The following is a 21,606-nucleotide window of genomic DNA, read 5'->3' on the forward strand; positions in this document are numbered from 1 at the left end:
TAATCGGTCGAGGGCTTATCCTAAGAATAGAACGCAAGTGGAGTTTCGGATCCAGTTTTCAGGGTGTAACTGTAACCTGAAAGAAATTTAAATATTCCCTGATAGCTCAGTTGGTAGAGCACTCGACTGTTAATCGAGTTGTCACAGGTTCGAGTCCTGTTCGGGGAGCCATATGGAGAGGTGTCCGAGTTGGCCGAAGGAGCACGATTGGAAATCGTGTAGGCGCCAAAAGCGTCTCGAGGGTTCGAATCCCTCTCTCTCCGCCAGAATTATTTATTGCATGGCCCGTTGGTCAAGGGGTTAAGACACCTCCCTTTCACGGAGGTAACAGGGGTTCGAATCCCCTACGGGTCATAAAAAACCATAAAGAGCTTGAAATAAAAAGTTCATTATGGTATAATATAAGAGTGTTTCAATTATGGAGGCTTAGCTCAGCTGGGAGAGCATCTGCCTTACAAGCAGAGGGTCGGGGGTTCGATCCCCTCAGCCTCCACCATTTGAAAAGTAAATATTTCTTTCTGTCGCGGGGTGGAGCAGTTCGGTAGCTCGTCGGGCTCATAACCCGAAGGCCGCAGGTTCAAATCCTGCCCCCGCAATCATTTCCCGATGGAAATGTTCTTGGAACTGTGGTGTAGAGGCCTAACATGCCTGCCTGTCACGCAGGAGATCGCGGGTTCGAATCCCGTCAGTTCCGCCATTAGTAATACTTTGTTTGAAGAAGAGCCTTGTTATAAGGCTCGGTAGCTCAGTCGGTAGAGCAGAGGACTGAAAATCCTCGTGTCGGCGGTTCGATTCCGTCCCGAGCCACTTTTAAATGAATATTTTTGCCGGTGTAGCTCAATTGGTAGAGCAACTGACTTGTAATCAGTAGGTTGGGGGTTCAAGTCCTCTCGCCGGCACCATTGTGGAGGATTAGCGAAGTGGCCAAACGCATCAGACTGTAAATCTGCTCCCTTACGGGTTCGGTGGTTCGAATCCATCATCCTCCACCAGTTTTATAGGGGCATAGTTTAAAGGTAGAACAACGGTCTCCAAAACCGTTGGTGTGGGTTCAATTCCTGCTGCCCCTGCCAAATATTCATTACTTGCGGCGGTCGTGGCGAAGTGGTTAACGCACCGGACTGTGACTCCGGCATTCGTGGGTTCAAGCCCCATCGGCCGCCCTTTAGTTTTGGGGATTAGCCAAGCGGTAAGGCAACGGACTTTGACTCCGTCATGCATAGGTTCAAATCCTATATCCCCAGCCATTTTATGCGGACGTGGCTCAGCGGTAGAGCATCGCCTTGCCAAGGCGAGGGTCGCGGGTTCGATTCCCGTCGTCCGCTTTGATATACTCTGGCGCCATAGCCAAGTGGTAAGGCAAAGCTCTGCAAAAGCTTTATTCCCCAGTTCAAATCTGGGTGGCGCCTCCATAATTTGAATATGCCGGCGTGGCGGAATGGCAGACGCGCTCGACTCAAAATCGAGTGGGAAACCGTGGAGGTTCGAGTCCTCTCGCCGGTATTAGATCAATGTAAAGAGTTCATTAGAGATATTCTCTAATGGACTTTTTTATTGTATTTGCTGAAGATACTTTGGAACTTTACTCCAAGTGAGAATATATATTTGCTGTGGTTAAGTAATCACTATGACTCAACCATTCCTGAACTTCCTTCATGCTCACGCCGTTTGCCAACAACAAGCTGGCACAGCTATGGCGTAGATCATGGAAGAGGAAATGAGGCATGCCATTTTTTTAAGACTAGAGCAAAATGTTGTGAGATATAGTTAGGTTTTCGATGTCCTAAAGCATCTATAAAAATATAACCCAGATAATCCGTGCAATAAGAATTGTTGTAGAGTTGTTGGTTTGTCGTTTGCTGCTTCTTCAAGAACATTAGAAGGTTATAGAAGGCGTCAACAAGAGGAAGCGTACGGCGGCATAAGCTTACCATTCAGTGAACCAGTAGTAACGGTATACTTAATCGTGATGGTTTTATTGACCCAATCAACGGCAGACCATTTTAAGCCTACAACCTCACTTCGTCTTAGCCTGTAAAAGGCGGCCTGGATTATGGCAAGCTCGATCTTGGTTCCCCGTACAAGTTCTAAAAGTTGATTGATTTGACAAGCATTGTATGATTCCTGGTCTATTCAATTCATGCTGGTAGAATTCCTGGATATGCTATGGCTTTAATTCCAACAATGTAGTGCCTTTTTTCTCTTGAAGGTGGCCTGCTATCCTCCTTGATATGCTCCCCTTATGGTAGATAGGTGAAATAATAAAACCTGCTGCTGTAAGAGGAGCATTTTATGCTTAAAAAATATGGTGCGTCAGAGAAATTGGTTTCCTGATGATATCGCAAATGGCTGAATTAGCATTATAGCTGCAGTCCAAAATACGGTATCACCAAAACGACTTTGGCCAAATGGTGTCGTCGCTAAGTTCAAATCATGATGACAGCTGGACCCGGAAATCTTTCTGGTTTTCGGGTCCTTTGTTTCTGTTTGTAGGATAGTGGTACTGAAAAAATATTTTTAGTTTTGATAGGTGAGAAGGAATGAGGGATGATGATGAAGGAAAGGATTTTGGAAGCTTTTGTTGGAGGAAGCGCGTGAAAATGGTTTGAAATTTACCATGGATGATCTTGCAAAAAGACTCGCTATGAGCAAGCGTACTCTATATGAACATTTTTTGTCCAAAACGCTCATTTTAGAAACGCTTATTGAGCGGACGAATGATGATATGATTCGAAAAACCGAGCAAATTATCGAAGACAATCAATTATATTTGTTAAAGAAGATCAGGCAGTCAATCAGGATCATGCTGAAATATTATAAATTTTATGATTTGTGAATTTTGGATCAGATGAAAAAATATTATCCCGAGCATTGGAAAAAAGTGCATACCGATCTGAATGATTGGTCCCAGATCAGAACGTTAATTCAGCAGGGGATTCGGGAAGGGATTATTGTAAACAAAAACGAGGATCTTATCATGAGACTCATTATTGATTCGATAAATTTAATGCTCGATCAGCGCTTTTTTCTGAATAACAGTATGACGGTAGAGGAAGCCACTTATTCTATTACAGATATTTTGTTATTTGGACTGGTTGAAAAATAGAAAATGTTTTCAACGGACTGTTTGTTGATCATAAGTATGGTTTTACACCGATGGATATTGCCATCATCATAACGACAGGCTCCATTCTGGGTACAGTTGTTCAAGGGACTATATCTGGCTGGATCATTAATCGTTTTGGTGAGAGCAAAAAAATCATTCATATCTGCTTGGCTGTCGGGGGATTGTTCATCTTCCTGACTCTATTTGCTGAGCAGTATATGATGATTATGCTAATGACTTTCATTATCTTTCTGGCTATGGATATCCTTCGTCCGGCAGTAAGCACTTCCCTGTCGCGGCAGGCCGGAGATGAACAAGGGTTTGTGGCAGGAATGAACTCCTCCTATACGAGCTTGGAGAATGTAATTGGTCCGCTGATTGCGGGACTGCTGTTTGATGTTCATATACAATCTGCTTATATGGTTGCAACACTAGCATTATTGGTGTGTCTCATCCTTTCACTCCGCTTTAAGCAAGCGGGAGAGCTGCGTTTAACAACCCATGTAGCAGAACAGCGTAGAGGTGGATTGCCGCAGGTCTGTATCTATCCCCGACTAAGGTCTAGGCTTGAAAACCGTCTGGGGTCCGTTTTGACGAACGCTTGATCAGCGTACAATAAGGACATAAGCAAGACACAGTGAAAGGCGGTGAGAGATCATGAGAGTTAACAAAGGGAATGGCTTGGCCATTGTACTGATCGTGTTAGGTTCGATTTTGCTGCTTGGCAAGTTTACTCCGTTTTTCGGTCACTTTGTAGGACATCTGATTGGTTACTTAATTCCGATAGCCATGATTATGTTGGGTTACTACGGTGTCAAAAGAGGAAATGCGCTCTTCGGCTGGATCGTGCTTCTGCTCGGGGTACTGATTTTACTAGGTAAACTGTCCTGGCTTATTGGGCCACTGCTGGCAATCGGGTTAATCATATTTGGTGTATCCATGCTGAGTGACCGCAGAAGACGCTACTGAATCTGGCCATTTAAGAAATGAAGAAGGTTATAGAAAACGGCAGTATTAAAATGATGAAAATAGGACATGTGAAAGGAGCAGACGCCAATGAGTGTATTTCGAAGAATGCGTGATATTACGGTAGCAACCTTCAATGAGCATTTGGAACAAAGTCAAGATCCGGTGCACTTGATTGACCAGTTCTTGTATAATACCCGCCAGGAAATCGCCGAAGCGGAAAAGCTTTATCAGCAGTATGCAGTGCATACAAGACAGATGAAACAGCAATTGGATCATGCATTGTCCATGCAGGCCAAGCGGGAGGAACAGGCGCTGCTGGCTTTGAAGGCAGATGAAGAACACGTTGCGAAGCTGGCCCTCCAGGAAAAAATGCTGTATGCAGAAAAAGAAGAGCAGTATCGAGAACTGTGGGAGCAGAGCCGTGAATCTCTGCGTGAATTGGAGCAGCAGTTGGACACATTAAAGACAGAATACCAAACGGTGCACAGCAAGCGTCAGTATTATGCTGCACGTGTACAAACGTTGCGACTCCAGCAGAAAATGAACGAACGGGCAGGTACATACGGTGGACGGAATATCCCCCGAATGTTCAGCCGCTTGGAGGACCGGGTAGCCGATATGGAGGCAGAAACGCTGAGTCTGCGTGAGTTGCGTCGAGGTAATGATGGTCATGCAGGGGATGCCCCAAGCGGCGGATCGCTGCTCGAACAGGAGTGGGCGAGACTCAAAAGTAAGCTGAACAGCAGCGGGAAGGAGTAAATAGATTATGACCCGAATTTACCGATCTAACCGGGATAGAGTATTAACTGGAGTATGCGGCGGTCTTTCTGACGCAACGGGAATGGACTCAACTTGGATACGCATTCTGGTTGTGATCAGTTTCTTTATTACAGCAGGCACCACATTTATGATTTATGTGATTGCAGCGCTGGTTATCTCCAAAGAGCCAGGATCTCCTTTTGATGGAGGATTTGGCCCGGGTAGTGGACCCTACAATCAGGATCCGCGCCATTATGGCGGTAATAGTACAAGATCGCAGTTTGGACAGGGAACTGGCTACTATCAGGGCGGACAATACAGTAATTCGAACCCGTTTTTTGATCAAGATGCCCGCCATTCATCCAAATATAACACTGGCCACAACAACGATCTGGATTCAATGATGGAAGATATAGAGAAAAAAGCAATGAAAAAGGAACTGGAAGAGTTACGTAAAAAAGTAGAGCAATTTGAGAAGGGAGAACGTAAATAATGGGAATCTTTAAAAGAATGAAGGACATGACAAGAGCATCGGTGAATGAAGTGCTGGATAAAGTGGAAGATCCGATTATTATGCTGAACCAGTATTTGCGCGATATGGAGGCAGAAATTCACGAGGCCGAGGTGACGGTTGCCAAGCAAATGGCCAATGAACGCCGCATGAAGCAGCGCTTGGAGGAAGCCGTACGTGTATCCAACGAGCGCGAAAAGCAAGCCGAATCCGCATTGCGGAATGGTCAAGAAGAGGTAGCGCGCAAGCTGCTGGGCGAAAAGGTTTACTTTTTGCAAAAGCAGGATGAATATCGTGACCTGCACACCCAAGCTGAGCTTCAAGCCAAAGAACTGGTACAGCAGCTTCACGGAATGAAGGATGAATTCTACAAAATGCGCAATAAGCGTAATGAACTCGTATCTCGCGCTCAAATGGCAAAAGCTAAAAAACAAATGTCACAAATCAACAGTTTACACACAATTGAAAGCGGATCTGCTTCGCTGGGCTTCCACCGCATGGAAGAAAAAATCATGCAAATGGAAGCAGAAGCTGACGTACTGCGTGCCCCTTACCGTCAAGCTCCGGGAGACGCATACATCAATCCGGTTGAGGATGAAAAACAGTTCAAAGTGGATGAGCAGCTCCAACAGCTTAAGTCCAGAATTCAAACAGGTGCTAAACCAGCAGATCTAAAGAAGGACTGACTACTCGGAACTCAAACATTATGATATGCTGTATAGATGAACACTAGTCAATAAGAGTGCTAAATCTGTATGGTTCGGGAAGCCATATGGCGATATATCGCGCCACTATGGCTTTTCCTTCCTGTATAAACAATAAGGGGGTGCAGCATGGAGAGAAGAAAATCAACTTTGGCACTGGCAGCGATCGGCGTCGGAATTATTATTTTATTCGGTCAGTGGATTGGTTTCCTCTCCGTGGTTGCACTGATCCTGATGTTGGCCGGAGTATATAAGATACGTAATTTCAAGATCAAAAAAGGCTATACGATGCTCGCCATCGGAGCCGGGCTGCTGGTGCTGGATCATCTGTTCTTGTTTGTGGTAATCACGCTAGCCTCGTTAGCTGCGTTCTATTCACGTTCCAGAAAGCTGCACAAAGGCCAAAGCTCCATCTTCAAGCATAATTTTATATCCAATTATAAATGGGACGAAGTGCCGTGGATTTTGCGCAGCACAAGCATATGGCATGTGGTTGGGGATGTGGATGCTGATTTGACGTTAGCTATTCCGGAAGAACGTGAACCTGTTGTATTTTTGCAGGGAATCTTCGGAGATATCGATATTACGCTGCCGGATAATTACGGTGTAGAGGTGGAAATGTTCGTGTTGTTCGGGCAGATTCAGTTTGACCGTGATCATGAAGCGGGTATGCTCAATCGCCTGGTTTGGAAGTCGCCCAACTATGCACAGAGTGAATATAAGGTGAAGTTTGTCGTTTCATACTTGGCGGGCGATGTTCGCGTCCGATTTTATTGATCAGGAGGAGCCGGGATGAATCATAAAAAAACGTCCAACATGGTAACCCGCAGTATGGGTGAAGGTATCCTCCTGTGTGTTGTTGTGGGCGCAGTTGTCTTTTATATGCTGTATACATATGGATATGTGAAGTCGTTTCCAACCTGGGGAATGATATTGAAGTTTGTAGGAGCTGTTGTACTAGTGCTGATCGGTACAGGGGCAATGTACGGATTTTATGAGAGCTACCGCTTTAAAAGCAGGCTGGAAATGCTGAGAGAAACGCTGCTGATGTGGGAAAAGGGAACCCCCGCCCGTGAATTGCCCCCACTGGGTCATGATGAGCTTGGCAGGCTGGGCGAGCAGTTGGAGCGTATCGGGCGTAAATGGCAGGAGCAGGTTACGTCTTTGCAGCGGCTGTCCACGAATAATGCCCAACTGGCAGAACGGGCTCGGGTCACTGCGATTGTCGAGGAACGGCAACGGCTGGCGAGAGAGCTGCATGATGCAGTATCCCAGCAATTATTCGCTATTTCCATGACGGCAACGGCTGTAGGCAGGACGCTGGATAAGGATTTTGATAAAGCGCAGCGTCAAGTGGCGCTGATTGAAGAGATGTCTTCCGTAGCGCAATCCGAGATGCGAGCGCTGCTGCTTCATCTGCGGCCTGTCTATCTGGAAGGGAAACGACTGGAGCAGGGCTTGCGCGATTTGATACAGGAACTGCAGGCGAAGGTACCGATGGAGATTGATTTTGAGATGGAGAGCGGAGTACAGTTAGTGAAAGGGATTGAGAATCATCTGTTTCGCATTGTTCAGGAAGCGATGTCTAATACGTTGCGTCATGCCAAAGCAAGCCGCATGGAGATTCGTATCGTGCAGCGCCCGGATTCCATCCGTTTGACGATTCGGGATAACGGTGTCGGATTTGAGCTGGATGAGAAAAAGCAGACTTCATACGGATTATCCACGATGCAGGAACGGGTCAGCGAGATTGGCGGCGCTGTTCAGTATATAACGGCTCCGGGAAAAGGGACACGGATTGAGGTGTCGGTGCCAGTCATTAATGATGAAAGCGGAAGGAACGATGATCATGGAAACGGAATTGCCGATTAGCGTACTGCTGGTAGACGACCATGAAATGGTGCGGATTGGTCTTGCGGCGGTGCTGGGCACGGAAGAAGGCATAGAAGTGGTTGGCGAGGCTGGAAGCGGAGAAGAAGGCATACGTTTAGCTTCGGAATACAAGCCAAATGTGATTTTAATGGATTTGGTCATGGATGGCATGGACGGCATCGAGACGACTCGCCAAGTGATGCGTCTGCTGCCGGAGACGAGGGTCATTGTGCTGACGAGTTATTTGGACGACGAGAAAATGTATCCCGTTATTGAAGCGGGGGCATTCAGCTATTTGCTCAAAACGTCCCGTGCATCCGAGATAGCGGATGCGATTCGTGCAGCTGCACGCGGGCAGTCTGTGCTGGAGTCGCAGGTAGCCTCCAAGATGATGAATCGCTTCCGCCAGCCACAGGCTGAGGCGCCCGCGCATGCGGAGCTGACGGAGCGAGAAATGGAGGTGCTCCGACTGCTGGCACAAGGGAAATCCAATCAGGATATCGCAGATGAGCTGATTATCGGGATCAAGACAGTAAAATTCCATGTCACCAACCTGCTGGCCAAACTAGGAGTAGAGGACCGCACGCAGGCGGCAATATACGCCTACAAAAACGGATTGGCAGAGTAAAATGTAGAGAGATGAAGACAAAGAACCGGAGGACCCCATGAGTCCTCCGGTTTTTGCATTATATTCATAATCTTTAGATAAGTAGGAACAAAAAGGCGACTAAAGCCAAATCAAGCGCCAGCGCTGCCCCGTATCCATATCCGCCATATCGGCCATATCCACTGCCATATCCACTATTGCCATATCCACCATTGCTAAGTCCTCCTCTGTCATATGGAAAGGATGGACTCAAAGGCTCATCGGGTGGTTTAAGTAAGGAATTTAGCTTCGCAGAGGGCTGAGCTTTGTTATTGGAATTTCTTTTTTTCTTTTTAGAGGATGGCTTCTGGGCCTGTTTCTTCACCTTTTTGTTATAGCCTCCGGCATAAAGACTGCCAGGCGAGAAGGAAGGATATCCATTCAGCATTAGTTTACTCTTGCTACACCCGCTTAAGATGCCGACGTGCCTTGTACCATCACGCATAACTGCACATACCATCTGGCCGCCATAAGGTGCTACGCCGGTTTCAGTTATAGGGTAAATGGGAAACATGTTTTCACCTCTTTTGGGATAAGATGCGTTGTGATCCTAGTTTATTCTCGCGGTGTCTATAATGTATGGTTGAACACCCAGTAGACAGATGAATATTTTTAAAAGCTTTGCTGCACCTTTACGTGTATAGAACCTTCGATAATGGGCATGCTATTGATAGATTCATAGATTTCCAGCCAGCCGAAGAAAAGAAAGCATTCAGTCATATTGGGGATCGAATGTTTATGAAGCGGGAGGAATGACGATGCTAAAAGCAGGGATGATTCAAAAAGGGATGATTGCTATTCTGATCTTGGGAACAGTGCTGGTACTGGCAGGCTGGCGTTATGGATCGCTTCAGACGGCCCGGTATGATGTCCGTGAGGCGGATACGGCCCTGCGCTCGTTGCTAACCGTTTCGGATCAGGTCCCCGGTTCGTTGAGTAAGCTGGTAGTGAAATGGCAGGGAGATTGGGCAGCTAACGATGGAAATCCAGCAGTTATGGCGGCACAAATAGCTGATCGGCTAAAGCTGCCTGCCGTAAACAAGCTTGTGGAAAATGGCCATGCCGTTTATCGTTCAGTTCATAACACCCAGGACCTAAAAATCCGCTTACATGTAATGGAACGGCAGCCTCGGCAATGGTATGTGTTCGTTCAGCTCGAGAGCAGCAATGCAGGCCGTATGCACCTAATCCGGCTGCATAAGCTTTGTGCTGAGCTTTTAAAGTCTGCGGGAGTACAAGCACAATGGAACACAGCCGTTCAGCGCTCGCTGCGTTCCGATAAAACCGTAAGTCAACTAATGGTACTGACAGAGGAAAGCCTGGCCAAAAACCTCTCTATGCAGTCCAGGGAAAGATATACAGATGCCACTACGGAGGCTGTATCCTATGAAGCTCCAGAGCTTCCGTTAAGTGTTCAAAGCGGCGAACATCAGGTACATGTGCAGATGGCTGTGCACGAAAATGAGGTAGAGAAGGATACACGCATTACACTTGGTTTTCCGCTTATTACGATAGAATACTGACTTATAAGGTGAATTTATGGTTCATCGGATAGCTTATCCATGCAGGATATGATAAAATGTCATCAAATCTTTAGTTCCATGTTTTCCGAAAATCAAGTATGATCTTGTTTAAATATACACAATACTACATGCGGATTTCGAGGATTGTGGATTGCGGAATCTTGACATGGGAAGAATGAGGTACTTCATGGTTGACATACCTGTTAAAGAATCTGTTGTGACGCAAGGTGCAGTTCTGTTTATTTTCGGTGCTACAGGCGATTTGGCTCGTCGCAAGCTGTTTCCTGCTATTTACAGCTTGTATCGTGAAGGGAAGCTCTCTAAAGATTTCGCCGTTATTGGTGTAGCAAGACGCCCTCGCACAGAGGAAGAATTCCGTAATGACTTGTATGCTTCCATACAGGAGTTTAGTCGGTATAAGGCAGAAAATGATCAAGATTGGCAGACGTTTGCCGAGCATTTTGAATATAAATCGCTGGATATCAATAATGTCGAAGGCTTCCATGAGTTGAGTCAGCAGACAGAGTCTATTGAGAGCAAATTTAACATTCCGGGAAATCGGTTATTTTATTTGGCCTTGGCGCCTGAACTGTTCGGAAGCGTGTCGAAAAGCTTGAAAGAAGGCGGCATGCTGGATGGTAAAGGCTGGAATCGTCTGGTTATTGAGAAGCCGTTCGGTTACAACCTCGAATCTGCCCAAGAATTGAACGTTGAAATACGTGAAGTATTTGCCGAAGAAGAGATATATCGTATTGATCATTATCTGGGTAAGGAAATGGTACAAAATATTGAGGTTATTCGCTTCGCCAACGCTTTCTTTGAACCGCTGTGGAATAATAAGCATATTGCCAATGTGCAAATTACACTCAGCGAAACGGTAGGTGTAGAAGAACGCGGAGGTTACTACGATCATTCCGGAGCCTTGCGTGATATGGGACAGAATCATATGCTGCAAATGCTGACGATGATTGCGATGGAGCCGCCTAGCCGTTTGTTGCCTGAGGATATTCGTGATGAAAAGGTAAAAGTGCTGCGTTCGCTGCGTCCTTTTGAATCAGCTGAGGATGTGCAGACCAATGTGGTACGTGGCCAATACACAGAAGGAAGCTATCGCGGTCAGCAGTTGCCTGGATATCGTCAAGAGGACAAGGTTGATCCACAGTCGAACACCGAAACCTATTTTGCTTCACGCGTATTTGTAGATAATTTCCGCTGGGCAGGCGTACCGTTCTATATTCGTACAGGCAAACGTCTCCCTGTAAAAACAACGGAGATTGTAGTGGAATTCAAGAGCATGCCAACAAACGTATATCTTGGTCAAAAGCATAAACTGGAGCCGAACCTGCTCGTCATTCGGGTCAATCCAATGGAGGGCATTTACATTAAAATCAATGCCAAGAAGCCTGGCTCCGAATCAGATATTGAGCCGCTGGCTATGGATTTTTGTCAAAGCTGCAGGGTGGGTATCAACTCACCAGAGGCTTACGAACGCTTGCTGATGGACGCAATTGAAGGTGACTCGACGTACTTCACGCGCTGGGATGAGGTTGCCACAGCATGGGGATTTGTGGATCGAATCGCCAAGGCATGGCAGCAAACCCCGAATACGCTGGAAACCTATGCTGCCGGCTCCTGGGGACCGGAAGGTGCTCACAGGCTGTTGGAGCAGGATGGCTTCAAGTGGTGGCCGGTTAATGGTCAGGATGAAGATAATGTCATCTGGCGGGTAGGCGGCGCTCAGTAATCCCGATTTGTCCAGCATCCCCCTATGTCCTGTTTAGGATGTAAGGGGATGCTTTGCGTTCGGAGTATGCTATAATAGCTTAGTCTCAGGTTTTCAGTTTGCAACTAGTTTTAAGTTCAAGGCAGGCTAACCTATAAGTAGGATCGTATTTATAATGAATATAGGCGTGCATCATGGCCTTTTTATGAATAGCTTGAGCAGGGATGCAATGGATTTGATCATGAAGGGATATGTGAAATGAGTAAAACGGTAGATATACTTCAACAGGAAGTTGACAAACGGCGCACATTTGCGATTATTTCTCACCCGGATGCGGGGAAAACGACACTGACAGAAAAGCTGCTGCTGTTCGGAGGCGCGATTCGTCTTGCGGGTACAGTCAAGGCGCGTAAAGCGAGCAAGCATGCAACGAGTGACTGGATGGAAATAGAAAAGCAGCGGGGGATTTCGGTTACATCCTCGGTTATGCAATTTGATTATTTAGGGCATCGCATTAATATTCTGGATACCCCGGGTCACCAGGATTTCAGTGAAGATACGTATCGCACATTGACTGCTGCAGACAGTGCAGTCATGCTGATCGACGTGGCAAAGGGCGTGGAAGCGCAAACGATCAAGCTGTTTCAGGTTTGTGCGAAGCGCGGAATCCCGATTTTCACATTTATTAATAAGCTGGATCGTGAGGGACGCAGCCCCTTTGATCTGATGGAAGAGCTCGAGCAGGTGCTCGGTATCCGCTCAGTTCCCATGAACTGGCCGATTGGTACAGGACGGGATCTGTGCGGTGTCTATGACCGTGTCAAGAATCAGGTCGAGCTGTTCCAGGGAGATGACCATTCTACGATTAAGGTTCAAAAAGTAGAGGATTACAACGATTCAATCATTCGCGAGATGGCGGGCGAATATCTGCATGACCAACTATGTCAGGATTTGGAGCTGCTTGATGTAGCGGGCGATCCTTTTGACATGGAGAAGGTACAGCGCGGAGAATTAACACCTGTATTCTTCGGTAGTGCGATTAACAACTTTGGTGTGCAGACATTTTTGGAAAATTTCCTTCAGCTTGCTCCCAAACCGGAACCGCGTCGCAGCACAGTAGGGGAAATCGAGCCAACGAACGAGAAATTTACCGGTTATGTATTTAAAATTCAAGCTAACATGAATCCGGCTCACCGTGATCGTATCGCATTTTTGCGTATTGTATCCGGTAAGTTCCAACGCGGGATGAGTGTGAAACATGTACGGATGGGCAAAGAGATTAAGCTGTCCCAACCACAGCAGTTTCTGGCACAGGATCGGGATATTGTCGAGGAAGCGTTCCCTGGTGATATTATTGGTTTGTTTGATCCGGGTATTTTCCGCATTGGCGATTCACTCAGTCAAGGCAGCGAGGTCGTATTTGATGAATTGCCGACCTTCTCGCCTGAAATCTTCGCCAAGGTTACCGTGAAAAATGCCTTGAAGCACAAGCAGTATCAAAAGGGGATTGACCAGCTAACTGAGGAAGGTACAATCCAGGTGTTCCATACAGTAAGCTTTGACGATACGCTGCTGGGTGTGGTCGGCCAACTGCAATTTGAAGTGTTTGAGTACCGTATGAAGGGCGAGTACGGGGTAGATGTGCAGCTTCAGCGTATGCCGTATCAATTTGCTCGCTGGATTGTGGATGATCAGATTGATCCGAGCAAGTTCCGTATTAACTCTACACTGGTAAAAGATAAAAAAGGCAATTATGTTGCCTTGTTCGAAAATGAATATGCCATGCGCACGGCTATGGAGAAAAATCCGACAGCCAAGTTTTTGGAAATGGCGCCATAAGGCTTCTAAGATGTAATGGGGATCACAGACCTGATCTCAGGTATCTTGGTGTACAACGAATAGTCCACTCCAGGTTTAATGTCGAGTGGACTATTCTCATTTTCATGTACGAGCAGAATAATAACCACGGCTAAATATAACAAGAGCTGAATAGACAGGGACTATGTCAAGGGGACGGGTTTGATTTTGTCGATTTGCTCATGCGCCAAATGGACGAACTCTTGCTGCTGGTTTGGATTCATATGCTTCCAGGCGATCTCAAGAATGACACCCAATCCAGGCAGAGCAGCCTCTGGTCCATCCACTGATCCCATAATCATATCCGTCAGATCAGCTTCGGATTTGCCGTGAACTTTGTGAACAATCGCTTGCCGTAAATCAAGTGTAATGGGCATGTGTGCCTCCCGTATGTTGTAATAGTTATCAGAAGTATTATGGCTTGGGCTACTGGTGAATATGCATGAAGGAGCATTTGGCAAAGCATGTCAAAATTTAAGTTTATAGCGTGTTATGCTATACTATGACGGACATAATGGTGATCGGGAGGGGAAAAAGGTATGGCCAAAAAACAGTATGCTGTCATTGGCATGGGACGTTTTGGTTCCAGTGTTGCGACCGCACTGAGTGAGATGGGCTTTGATGTGCTGGCGATTGACTCGAACGAGCAGCGCACACAGGAAATGTCAAATATTGTAACATATGCAGTGTCTGCCGATTCAACAGATGAGGAAGCCCTTCGAGCGCTGGGGATTCGCAATTTTGACGTCATTGTAGTTGCGATTGGCGAAGACATACAGGCCAGTATTCTGACCACATTGATTCTGAAGGATATGGGTGTACCGACATTGGTGGTCAAAGCGCAAAATGAACTACACGGCAAGGTACTCCACAAGATAGGTGCGGATAAAGTCATTTATCCTGAACGGGACATGGGGCTGCGGGTAGCCCATCATTTGACCTCGCCCAATATTTTGGATTATATCGAGTTGTCCAAGGACTACAGCATTTTGGAGATGAAAGCCGCTGACGCCATGATTGGCAAAAATCTGAAGGAGCTCGACATACGTGCACGCTTTGGCTGCAATGTGATGGCAATCCGCAGAAATCAGGAAATGAACATCTCTCCTTATGCGGAAGATCGGCTGGAGTCCGGGGATGTACTGATTATTGTGGGTCATAAGGATGATCTGGCCAAGCTGGAGTTAGCATTTGCTACATAGGAGCGACAAAAAGGTATCTAAGCATTAAGCACAAGTAACGCATTTATTTTTATAGAAACGGACGGATCATGAATGGAAATCATTTCACCAAATAATGCGCGTGTAAAAGAATGGGCACAACTGCTGGAAAAAAAACATCGCACCCGCCAGCACAAATATATTGTTGAGGGTATTCATCTGGTGCAGGAAGCCTTGCGCTCGAGCGCGGCTGTCGAAAGCGTCGTTTATGATTTGGAGAAGGGCATTCCCGCTGAGCTGAATGACCTGGATCAAGCTGACCAGCCTGTGGAATGGATTCCCGTATCAGCGGCGGTCATTGCCAAATGCACGGACACGAAGACTCCGCAGCCTGTCTTTGCCATCGTGCTTAAGGCGGAGCGCAGTGCATTCCCGGCATTGCTGGAGCAGCCGGATGCGCTGGTGATGGTGCTGGACGGGGTACAGGACCCCGGCAATGTAGGCACCATCATTCGCAGTGCAGACGCTGCCGGAGCGGCTGGCGTCATTCTGGGTCATGGCTGCGCTGACCTGTACAATCCCAAAACGATCCGCTCCACCATGGGATCGTTGTTCCATCTGCCGGTGATTGAGGGCAGTCTGGAAGAGCTATTGCCGCAGGCGCAAAGCAAGGGGGCCCGCTTGATCAGCACCTCGCTGGAGGCCAGCCTGTCATGCTATGCCGTGGATTTGCGTGCATCCGCCTGGCTTGTGATTGGCAACGAGGGCCAAGGCATTTCCGATGCCACCGCACGCATAGTCAATGAATCGATATTCATCCCGATGCAGGGGCAGGCGGAATCACTCAACGCTGCTATGGCCTCTACGGTGCTATTATTTGAGGCGATGAGACAACGAAAAAGTGTCCAAAAATAAAATTAGTGTCTCAATCAAAACCAAAGTCTGGCAACTGGGGAACGATTAATTCAGGGCATTTCTCCAGTTTTTTACATTGTAAAAGCAGGGAAGGGCATCTGTCGCTTTATATCACTGCCAGTTTGTGTGGAAGACTCCTTCTAAAGCACTTCGCTCATAGGTATGGGCACCAAAATAATCGCGCTGTACTTGTAGTAGATTGGCGTTGGCGTTCCAGTTGCGCTCCTCCCATCATTTAGGATTAGCGATATCAATATTCATGATTTCGTAGTACAGGGCGGTGAGTATGTCCGTGTTGCTCAGCGAGCCTCCCGTATGCTCTGTTTTGGCACGATGGATAATGGTGAGCAGATCCTTACGGATTTGTGCGGCTTTGATTTTCAGGTCTCGGTTTCCATAGTGTCTGTTCTCCTGAATTAAAATAGTTACACCAGAATGTTTGACTTAGTAGTAGTGAGAGCGGAACCGCGCAACCAGCGTTGAATCTCCTGTTCGGTAGGGTCTACCGGGTCTGCCTTGACACCTGGGGGATAATTACAGGCCTCGTAAAGAGCTGGGATGACGTTAGTATGAATGCCCACCTAGTGGTGGACGTAAGGTCCTTTGACGAGCTTTTCTTCCCATAACGGCCAGTCGTTGACTTCTACCCAGACATACGAGCCGCTGGTATAAGGTCCCTCAATCCCTTTAGCTTTGCCAAGGAATATGGAATACTCCCTGTGGTCGCCATCAAAACAAGCGATGGTTATGCCGCACCCGGTTTGCAGAGCGTAAATCTTGTGCTTCTCCCAACCGCTCAACTAATGGGGTTACCGGATAGCAACACGGATTGCCGTCGTAACAGATGAAGTTGACAGATACCCAAATCTTTGTTAGAGTTCTTCTCAAATATGTATAACCATTTCATGGGATGTTACCGTTAGGGCATAACCTGAATCGACTTGTCTACACAGTAAGTGTATTCAGGCTGATTTAGGTTTTTTTATTATCCATCAGCCTTGCAGTCCTGTTTTATCACATATTTGGAAGGAGAACATTTATGTCCAGCTTTATTTTTCCGAAAGACTTTTTATGGGGCGGTGCCCTTGCTGCCAATCAGGCCGAAGGCGCTTTTCTGGAAGGCGGTAAAGGACTGAGCCTGGTGGACTTGCTGCCTACAGGAGAGAAGAGAAGAAGCATTATGAAGGGGGATGTTCCTTCACTCACCCCGCTTGAAAGCGAATTCTATCCTTCGCACGGAGCAATTGATTTTTACCATCGCTATCGTGAGGATATTGCGTTATTTGCAGAAATGGGCTTTAAAGCGCTGCGTGTTTCCATCGCCTGGGCTCGTATTTTTCCAACTGGAGAAGATGCTGTACCGAATGAAGCAGGACTGCAATTCTACGATGATCTATTTGATGAATTGCATAAGCATGGCATCCAGCCGGTCGTGACCCTTGCGCATTTTGACGTTCCGGTAGACCTTGTTGAGAAATATGGAAGCTGGCGGAACCGGAAGCTGGTAAACCTGTTTGAAACTTATGCCAAAACCGTATTCACCCGTTACAAGGTTAAAGTGAAATACTGGATGACTTTCAATGAGATCAACATGCTGCTTCATCTGCCTTTCCTTGGTGCTGGACTTGTATTTCAAGAAGGAGACAACGTTAAACAAATTCAATACCAGGCCGCTCACCATCAGCTTGTCGCAAGCGCATTGGCTGTAAAAGCGTGCCACGAGATCATACCGGATGCCAAGATTGGCTGTATGCTGGCAGCTGGCAGCTTTTATCCGTATACGTGCAACCCTGAGGATGTATTTCAGGGGATGGAAAAAGACCGTGAGTCCTACTTCTTTATTGATGTACAGTCACGCGGTGAATATCCTGGTTATGCGAAGCGCTTCTTCAAGGATCACGACTTGAATATCGAGATGGAGCCAGGCGATGCAGATATTCTGAAAAATCATACCGTCGATTATATCGGATTCAGCTATTACTCGAGCCGGACAACCAGCACCGACCCAGACGTTGTCAAGAATATGACCAGCGGCAATGTGTTCGGCTCTGTGTCCAACCCGTATCTGGGCAAGTCCGAGTGGGGCTGGACGATCGATCCAAAAGGATTCCGCATCACGGCCAACCAACTGCATGACCGCTATCAAAAACCTCTGTTCGTAGTGGAGAATGGTTTTGGGGCCAACGACGTATTGACGCCAGAAGGAGAAGTCAACGACGATTACCGGATCGACTATCTGAAGCGTCATATTGTCGAAATGGGCGAAGCCCTTCAGGATGGGGTAGAGATTATCGGCTACACAAGCTGGGGGCCGATTGACATTGTTAGTGCTTCTTCGGGAGAGATGAAAAAACGCTACGGCTATATTTATATAGACCGCGATAACGAAGGCAACGGGTCGTTGAAACGGATTAAAAAGAAAAGCTTCCACTGGTACAAAAACGTGATTCATTCCAATGGGGAAAACCTGGGAGAATAAATCTCCATAAGAAATAAACCGGAATACCCGAATTACCCGGGATTTCCGGTTTTCGTTTCTTGAGTGAAAGCGTTGACAATCAATCCTCTTCGGGCTATACTTGACGCAATTCCATCATTCTATAGGATTGTTACTGCGCAGCAGGCAAAACCTAAGCCACAAATAAGCAGATTTTATAGTCTCGTTTATTTGCTGCGCTTTGGTTTTTTTGATTTGCAGTAAAATAATGGAATGATTGTGGCTCTTGCTGACATATGGAACGGGGGATCGAGATGAATATAGCAAAGGTCATCAACAATAATGTAATCAGCGTCTACCAGTCCGACGGCACGGAACTCGTGGTGATGGGGCGGGGGATTGCTTTTAAGAAAAAGCCTGGAGACAAAGTGGACGAAACCAGAATTCAGAAGGTATTTGCGCTGAAAAACAAGCAGACGTCCGATAACTTCAAAATGCTGCTGCGTGAAGTCCCACTTGATTTGATTGTGATCGTGGAGGAAATCATTAATGACGCCAAGCACAATTTATACAAAAAGCTGAACGAAAATATTTATGTTTCCTTGATCGACCATATTAATTTCGCTATTGAAAGATATGAGGAAGGTTTGGAAATTAAAAACGCGTTATTGTGGGAAGTTAAGCAGCTGTACAAAGAAGAATTTGCGCTTGGGTTGAAAACGCTCGAGCAAATCAAGCAAAGGTTCGGTATTGAGCTGCCTGTGGACGAAGCGGCTTTTATCGCGATTCATATCGTGAATGCCGAAATGAACGAGGAAGTCATCACTACCATGAGTATTACAAAGTTTATCCAGCAAATTATCAATATCGCGAAATATCATTTCAAGGTTGATTTTGACGAGGATTCGCTAAGCTACTTCCGTTTTATTACGCATCTGAAATTTTTTGCTCAGCGCGTATTCAAGGGGAATCACTACGAAAATAACTATGACCATTTGTACGACATGATTAAGGGAAAGCACAAGGAAGCGGCGGCCTGTACGGAGAAAATCGGAGCTTTTGTGAAAAAAGAATATAATCATGAATTAACGAATGAAGAAAAGTTGTATCTGACCGTGCATATTGAGCGGGTGGTGAACAGATAAAATATTTTTGTTGACATAAATGGGATATTTAATATATTTTGAGGATAAAGGGAATTTAATACTTTTAACTGGGATTGTTACTGGTTATGCAGGCAAAACCTAAGTCATGAAAAATCGCGGGACACCAATGGCCCACTATTTTTCAAGGCTTAGGTTTTTTGTGTGCCTAAATATGTAAAATACCCTTAGTACATGGAGGTGTCTAACATGAGCTATGAAAAATTGGCAAAAGAAATTGTGCACCTGGTAGGGGGCGAAAACAATGTGGTATCGCTTGTTCACTGCGCTACCCGTCTGCGGTTTGTGCTAAAGGATGAAGCCAAAGCAGACAAAGGAAAACTGGAAAAAACCGATGGAATTATCACGGTTAAGCAGAGCGGCGGTCAGTTCCAGGTCGTCGTCGGCAACAAAGTGCCGGAGGTTTATAATGCAATCGGCAAGGTATCCAACATTTTGAGCGAAACTGGACATGAAGACAAATTGGCTAAAGGCAACAAGGGATTAGGCGCCGTTATAGATGTGATTTCCAGTATTTTTGCACCGCTGCTCGGAGTGATGGCAGGGTCAGGTATTTTGAAAGGTTTGCTGCTGATTGCCAGCAACCTTGGCTGGTTGCATCCAAAAGAAACGACCTACATGATTTTGTATGCTGGAGCTGACAGTTTATTTTATTTTCTCCCTCTCTTGTTAGCGGTTACAACAGCCCGGAAGTTTGGTGGCAACATCTTTGTTGCCCTGACGATTGCCGGAGGGTTGCTTTACCCGTCCATCGTTACGTTGAAAACGGAAGGCACGCCTACAGATTTCTTCGGGATTCCGGTTGTGATGATGAGCTATTCGTCTACCGTCATTCCAATCATTTTGGCTGTTATCGCCATGAGCAAGCTGGAAAAATTGTGCAATCGGCTAATACATGAGAGCGTCAAAAACTTTGTTACACCGTTAATTTTGCTTGTCATTATGCTTCCTCTGACTTTGATGGTCTTCGGACCCGTCGGGGTGTACGTAGGTAATGGGATTGCCGCTGGACTCGTTGCCGCGTTCAGCTTTAGTCCGCTGCTTGCTGGAGCAATCCTCGGTGCTTGTTGGCAGTTGCTCGTTATTTTCGGTGTTCACTGGGGCCTTGTACCTGTGTTCATTAATAACATTGCTGTTAACGGTAGAGACGGAATCAAGCCTTCTGCTTCGGCTTCCATCTTTGCTCAAACGGGCGCGGCATTTGGTGTCATGCTGAAAACGAAAAATAAAAAGCTGAAAACGCTGGCCGGTTCTGCCACACTGACCGCTTTGTTCGGCATCACAGAGCCTGCTGTCTATGGGGTTACACTGCCGCTGAAGCGTCCATTTATCGCCGGTGTTATCGGCGGTGCTATTGGCGGTGCCATTATCGGCCAAGCAGGAACGCAAGCATTCGCCTCCGGCGCGCCTGGTTTGCTGACCTTGCCGATCTTTTACGGTCCTGGCGGACAAGGCTTCCCGGGAATGATTTTAGGAATTACCGTATCATTTTTGGTCTCGGCCATTTTGACCTATATTTTGGGATTTGAAGATCCGGTAGATGAAGGGGACACCACTGACAATTCGGCTAAAGAATCCACTCCTGCAGCTGTTTTTTCTAATGAAGAGGTACTTAGCCCGATTGAAGGAACTGTGGTCGCTCTGTCGGAGGTTCCCGATCCTGCATTTGCTTCGGAAGCTATGGGTAAAGGTATCGCCATCCAACCGACAACGGGCAGAGTTGTAGCCCCATTCGACGGAACCATTACTGTGGCATTCAAGAAAAAACATGCGCTTGCGATTGTTTCGCACCATGGTGCAGAAGTTCTGGTTCACGTCGGAGTCGATACGGTTAAGCTGGACGGTAAACATTTTACTTCCCATATCAAAGAAGGCGATCAGGTAAAAGCCGGGGATTTGTTGCTCGAATTTGATATGGAACAAATCAAGACAGAAGGTTACCCTACGATTACGCCAGTTATTATCACGAATTCTTCCGAATATACAGACATCGTTCCAATTGCCCATGGTCAGGTAAAAGAGCAGGAACCATTGTTAAAGCTATCCGCCACTACGAAAGACCAAGAGGGTACTGCCTGAATGTCTTAAGGAAAGCGCTGATGATCACATTCCCGGATCATCAGCGTTTTTTTGTCATCATGGATACAGCCGGATAAGTCTGCTCGTAATTGACAATATGTCAATTAAATGAACTTGTATGGTGATACAATCTCATCTATAATTTTTTTGTAATAATGCAAAATTACTGGAAAAACAGACCA

17 protein-coding genes, 15 tRNA genes and 6 pseudogenes are annotated in these 21,606 nt (G+C 46.5%); 32 read left to right on the forward strand and 6 right to left on the reverse strand.

The genetic code is table 11. The annotated features are described in order from the left end of the window. Positions 1–95: 95 nt before the first annotated feature. The 15 genes from JO375_RS02815 to JO375_RS02885 all read left to right on the forward strand — a co-directional run bounded on the left by JO375_RS02815 (position 96) and on the right by JO375_RS02885 (position 1,503). Positions 96–171, forward strand: a tRNA-Asn gene (locus JO375_RS02815). A gap of 3 nt (positions 172–174) precedes the next feature. Continuing rightward, positions 175–266 (forward strand) — tRNA-Ser (locus tag JO375_RS02820). Positions 267–282: 16 nt separating this feature from the next. Next, positions 283–354 (forward strand) — tRNA-Glu (locus JO375_RS02825). Between the two features lie 66 nt (positions 355–420). After that, a tRNA-Val gene (locus tag JO375_RS02830) sits at positions 421–496 on the forward strand. A gap of 26 nt (positions 497–522) precedes the next feature. Beyond that, positions 523–596: transfer RNA gene (locus JO375_RS02835), tRNA-Met, on the forward strand. 24 nt (positions 597–620) lie between these two features. Continuing rightward, a tRNA-Asp gene (locus JO375_RS02840) sits at positions 621–697 on the forward strand. Positions 698–734: 37 nt separating this feature from the next. Beyond that, a tRNA-Phe gene (locus JO375_RS02845) sits at positions 735–807 on the forward strand. Between the two features lie 19 nt (positions 808–826). Further along, positions 827–902 (forward strand) — tRNA-Thr (locus JO375_RS02850). A 4-nt stretch (positions 903–906) separates the two neighbouring features. Beyond that, positions 907–992 (forward strand) — tRNA-Tyr (locus tag JO375_RS02855). Between the two features lie 7 nt (positions 993–999). Next, positions 1,000–1,073, forward strand: a tRNA-Trp gene (locus JO375_RS02860). 17 nt (positions 1,074–1,090) lie between these two features. Next, positions 1,091–1,163, forward strand: a tRNA-His gene (locus JO375_RS02865). Positions 1,164–1,172: 9 nt separating this feature from the next. Continuing rightward, positions 1,173–1,247 (forward strand) — tRNA-Gln (locus JO375_RS02870). 6 nt (positions 1,248–1,253) lie between these two features. Then, positions 1,254–1,325, forward strand: a tRNA-Gly gene (locus tag JO375_RS02875). 12 nt (positions 1,326–1,337) lie between these two features. After that, positions 1,338–1,412: transfer RNA gene (locus tag JO375_RS02880), tRNA-Cys, on the forward strand. Between the two features lie 12 nt (positions 1,413–1,424). Then, positions 1,425–1,503 (forward strand) — tRNA-Leu (locus JO375_RS02885). 79 nt (positions 1,504–1,582) lie between these two features. Here JO375_RS02885 and JO375_RS02890 read toward each other — a convergent pair. Continuing rightward, complete coding sequence (locus tag JO375_RS02890) at positions 1,583–1,726, reverse strand: tyrosine-type recombinase/integrase (protein ID WP_229523049.1); 144 nt, start codon at positions 1,724–1,726, stop codon at positions 1,583–1,585. Positions 1,727–2,553: 827 nt separating this feature from the next. Between JO375_RS02890 and JO375_RS02895 the strand changes: the two are divergent. The 9 genes and pseudogenes from JO375_RS02895 (at position 2,554) to JO375_RS02935 (ending at position 8,549) form a co-directional block, all read left to right on the forward strand. Beyond that, positions 2,554–3,106, forward strand: a pseudogene (locus JO375_RS02895) (TetR/AcrR family transcriptional regulator). Next, a pseudogene (locus JO375_RS02900) lies at positions 3,106–3,633 on the forward strand (MFS transporter); the annotation flags it as partial. The pseudogenes JO375_RS02895 and JO375_RS02900, both read left to right, overlap by 1 nt. 130 nt (positions 3,634–3,763) lie before the next feature. Then, entirely contained in the window at positions 3,764–4,075 is a 312-nt protein-coding gene (locus JO375_RS02905; protein WP_229523051.1) for a LiaF transmembrane domain-containing protein, read from the forward strand. 87 nt (positions 4,076–4,162) lie between these two features. After that, entirely contained in the window at positions 4,163–4,834 is a 672-nt protein-coding gene (locus JO375_RS02910; protein ID WP_229523052.1) for a PspA/IM30 family protein, read from the forward strand. A 7-nt stretch (positions 4,835–4,841) separates the two neighbouring features. Next, the gene (locus JO375_RS02915; protein ID WP_229523053.1) at positions 4,842–5,327 is read left to right on the forward strand and encodes a PspC domain-containing protein; all 486 of its coding nucleotides are present in this window, start codon (positions 4,842–4,844) and stop codon (positions 5,325–5,327) included. After that, on the forward strand, positions 5,327–6,031 hold the full coding sequence (locus JO375_RS02920) for a PspA/IM30 family protein (protein ID WP_229523054.1): 705 nt from the start codon (positions 5,327–5,329) through the stop codon (positions 6,029–6,031). Before JO375_RS02915 ends, JO375_RS02920 begins: the two co-directional genes overlap by 1 nt. A gap of 147 nt (positions 6,032–6,178) precedes the next feature. Then, complete coding sequence (liaF, locus tag JO375_RS02925; protein WP_229523055.1) at positions 6,179–6,826, forward strand: cell wall-active antibiotics response protein LiaF; 648 nt, start codon at positions 6,179–6,181, stop codon at positions 6,824–6,826. Between the two features lie 15 nt (positions 6,827–6,841). Further along, positions 6,842–7,921 (forward strand): sensor histidine kinase, encoded by a 1,080-nt coding sequence (locus JO375_RS02930; protein WP_229523056.1) that lies wholly within the window; start codon positions 6,842–6,844, stop codon positions 7,919–7,921. After that, a complete protein-coding gene (locus tag JO375_RS02935) occupies positions 7,899–8,549 on the forward strand; it encodes a response regulator (protein ID WP_229523057.1) in 651 nt (216 codons plus the stop codon). Before JO375_RS02930 ends, JO375_RS02935 begins: the two co-directional genes overlap by 23 nt. 73 nt (positions 8,550–8,622) lie before the next feature. Here JO375_RS02935 and JO375_RS02940 read toward each other — a convergent pair whose 3' ends face one another. Beyond that, the gene (locus JO375_RS02940; RefSeq protein ID WP_229523058.1) at positions 8,623–9,081 is read right to left on the reverse strand and encodes a hypothetical protein; all 459 of its coding nucleotides are present in this window, start codon (positions 9,079–9,081) and stop codon (positions 8,623–8,625) included. Positions 9,082–9,325: 244 nt separating this feature from the next. Between JO375_RS02940 and JO375_RS02945 the strand changes: the two genes are divergently transcribed. The 3 genes from JO375_RS02945 (at position 9,326) to JO375_RS02955 (ending at position 13,652) form a co-directional block, all read left to right on the forward strand. Then, positions 9,326–10,090, forward strand: coding sequence for a YwmB family TATA-box binding protein (locus tag JO375_RS02945; RefSeq protein WP_229523059.1), 765 nt, complete (start codon positions 9,326–9,328; stop codon positions 10,088–10,090). Positions 10,091–10,277: 187 nt separating this feature from the next. Beyond that, positions 10,278–11,834, forward strand: coding sequence for a glucose-6-phosphate dehydrogenase (gene zwf, locus JO375_RS02950; RefSeq protein ID WP_229523060.1), 1,557 nt, complete (start codon positions 10,278–10,280; stop codon positions 11,832–11,834). 237 nt (positions 11,835–12,071) lie between these two features. After that, positions 12,072–13,652 (forward strand): peptide chain release factor 3, encoded by a 1,581-nt coding sequence (locus tag JO375_RS02955; protein ID WP_229523061.1) that lies wholly within the window; start codon positions 12,072–12,074, stop codon positions 13,650–13,652. A gap of 161 nt (positions 13,653–13,813) precedes the next feature. Here the strand turns inward: JO375_RS02955 and JO375_RS02960 are convergent, their stop codons facing one another. Then, the gene (locus tag JO375_RS02960; RefSeq protein ID WP_229523062.1) at positions 13,814–14,047 is read right to left on the reverse strand and encodes a small acid-soluble spore protein SspI; all 234 of its coding nucleotides are present in this window, start codon (positions 14,045–14,047) and stop codon (positions 13,814–13,816) included. Between the two features lie 159 nt (positions 14,048–14,206). Here JO375_RS02960 and JO375_RS02965 point away from each other — a divergent pair. Both JO375_RS02965 and JO375_RS02970 read left to right on the forward strand, forming a co-directional pair. Beyond that, a pseudogene (locus JO375_RS02965) lies at positions 14,207–14,872 on the forward strand (potassium channel family protein); the annotation flags it as partial. Between the two features lie 72 nt (positions 14,873–14,944). Continuing rightward, positions 14,945–15,745, forward strand: coding sequence for a TrmH family RNA methyltransferase (locus JO375_RS02970; protein WP_229523064.1), 801 nt, complete (start codon positions 14,945–14,947; stop codon positions 15,743–15,745). A gap of 111 nt (positions 15,746–15,856) precedes the next feature. Here JO375_RS02970 and JO375_RS02975 read toward each other — a convergent pair. The 3 pseudogenes from JO375_RS02975 to JO375_RS02985 form a co-directional block, all read right to left on the reverse strand. Next, positions 15,857–15,967: pseudogene (locus tag JO375_RS02975) on the reverse strand (hypothetical protein); the annotation flags it as partial. A gap of 12 nt (positions 15,968–15,979) precedes the next feature. Next, positions 15,980–16,162, reverse strand: a pseudogene (locus tag JO375_RS02980) (hypothetical protein); the annotation flags it as partial. 8 nt (positions 16,163–16,170) lie between these two features. Next, positions 16,171–16,503 (reverse strand): annotated as a pseudogene (locus tag JO375_RS02985) (L-fucose/L-arabinose isomerase family protein); the annotation flags it as partial. Positions 16,504–16,784: 281 nt separating this feature from the next. Between JO375_RS02985 and JO375_RS02990 the strand changes: the two are divergent. From JO375_RS02990 to JO375_RS03000, 3 genes are all read left to right on the forward strand, one after another. After that, positions 16,785–18,224 carry a 6-phospho-beta-glucosidase gene (locus JO375_RS02990; RefSeq protein WP_229523065.1) on the forward strand — a complete coding sequence of 480 codons (1,440 nt, stop codon included), beginning with the start codon at positions 16,785–16,787 and terminating at the stop codon, positions 18,222–18,224. Between the two features lie 272 nt (positions 18,225–18,496). Continuing rightward, positions 18,497–19,327 carry a BglG family transcription antiterminator LicT gene (gene licT, locus JO375_RS02995; protein WP_229523066.1) on the forward strand — a complete coding sequence of 277 codons (831 nt, stop codon included), beginning with the start codon at positions 18,497–18,499 and terminating at the stop codon, positions 19,325–19,327. A gap of 207 nt (positions 19,328–19,534) precedes the next feature. After that, entirely contained in the window at positions 19,535–21,424 is a 1,890-nt protein-coding gene (locus JO375_RS03000; protein WP_229523067.1) for a beta-glucoside-specific PTS transporter subunit IIABC, read from the forward strand. Positions 21,425–21,606 lie beyond the last annotated feature (182 nt).

Source organism: Paenibacillus farraposensis, from assembly GCF_020736845.1.
Lineage (GTDB): Bacteria > Bacillota > Bacilli > Paenibacillales > Paenibacillaceae > Paenibacillus > Paenibacillus farraposensis.

What these genes read in the sequence shown, in the direction of transcription:
- JO375_RS02890 (WP_229523049.1), bottom strand. Translation starts at nt 1,726, where the DNA reads ATGCCTCATTTCCTCTTCCATGATCTACGCCATAGCTGTGCCAGCTTG.
- JO375_RS02905 (WP_229523051.1), top strand. Translation starts at nt 3,764, where the DNA reads ATGAGAGTTAACAAAGGGAATGGCTTGGCCATTGTACTGATCGTGTTA.
- JO375_RS02910 (WP_229523052.1), top strand. Translation starts at nt 4,163, where the DNA reads ATGAGTGTATTTCGAAGAATGCGTGATATTACGGTAGCAACCTTCAAT.
- JO375_RS02915 (WP_229523053.1), top strand. Translation starts at nt 4,842, where the DNA reads ATGACCCGAATTTACCGATCTAACCGGGATAGAGTATTAACTGGAGTA.
- JO375_RS02920 (WP_229523054.1), top strand. Translation starts at nt 5,327, where the DNA reads ATGGGAATCTTTAAAAGAATGAAGGACATGACAAGAGCATCGGTGAAT.
- liaF (WP_229523055.1), top strand. Translation starts at nt 6,179, where the DNA reads ATGGAGAGAAGAAAATCAACTTTGGCACTGGCAGCGATCGGCGTCGGA.
- JO375_RS02930 (WP_229523056.1), top strand. Translation starts at nt 6,842, where the DNA reads ATGAATCATAAAAAAACGTCCAACATGGTAACCCGCAGTATGGGTGAA.
- JO375_RS02935 (WP_229523057.1), top strand. Translation starts at nt 7,899, where the DNA reads ATGGAAACGGAATTGCCGATTAGCGTACTGCTGGTAGACGACCATGAA.
- JO375_RS02940 (WP_229523058.1), bottom strand. Translation starts at nt 9,081, where the DNA reads ATGTTTCCCATTTACCCTATAACTGAAACCGGCGTAGCACCTTATGGC.
- JO375_RS02945 (WP_229523059.1), top strand. Translation starts at nt 9,326, where the DNA reads ATGCTAAAAGCAGGGATGATTCAAAAAGGGATGATTGCTATTCTGATC.
- zwf (WP_229523060.1), top strand. Translation starts at nt 10,278, where the DNA reads ATGGTTGACATACCTGTTAAAGAATCTGTTGTGACGCAAGGTGCAGTT.
- JO375_RS02955 (WP_229523061.1), top strand. Translation starts at nt 12,072, where the DNA reads ATGAGTAAAACGGTAGATATACTTCAACAGGAAGTTGACAAACGGCGC.
- JO375_RS02960 (WP_229523062.1), bottom strand. Translation starts at nt 14,047, where the DNA reads ATGCCCATTACACTTGATTTACGGCAAGCGATTGTTCACAAAGTTCAC.
- JO375_RS02970 (WP_229523064.1), top strand. Translation starts at nt 14,945, where the DNA reads ATGGAAATCATTTCACCAAATAATGCGCGTGTAAAAGAATGGGCACAA.
- JO375_RS02990 (WP_229523065.1), top strand. Translation starts at nt 16,785, where the DNA reads ATGTCCAGCTTTATTTTTCCGAAAGACTTTTTATGGGGCGGTGCCCTT.
- licT (WP_229523066.1), top strand. Translation starts at nt 18,497, where the DNA reads ATGAATATAGCAAAGGTCATCAACAATAATGTAATCAGCGTCTACCAG.
- JO375_RS03000 (WP_229523067.1), top strand. Translation starts at nt 19,535, where the DNA reads ATGAGCTATGAAAAATTGGCAAAAGAAATTGTGCACCTGGTAGGGGGC.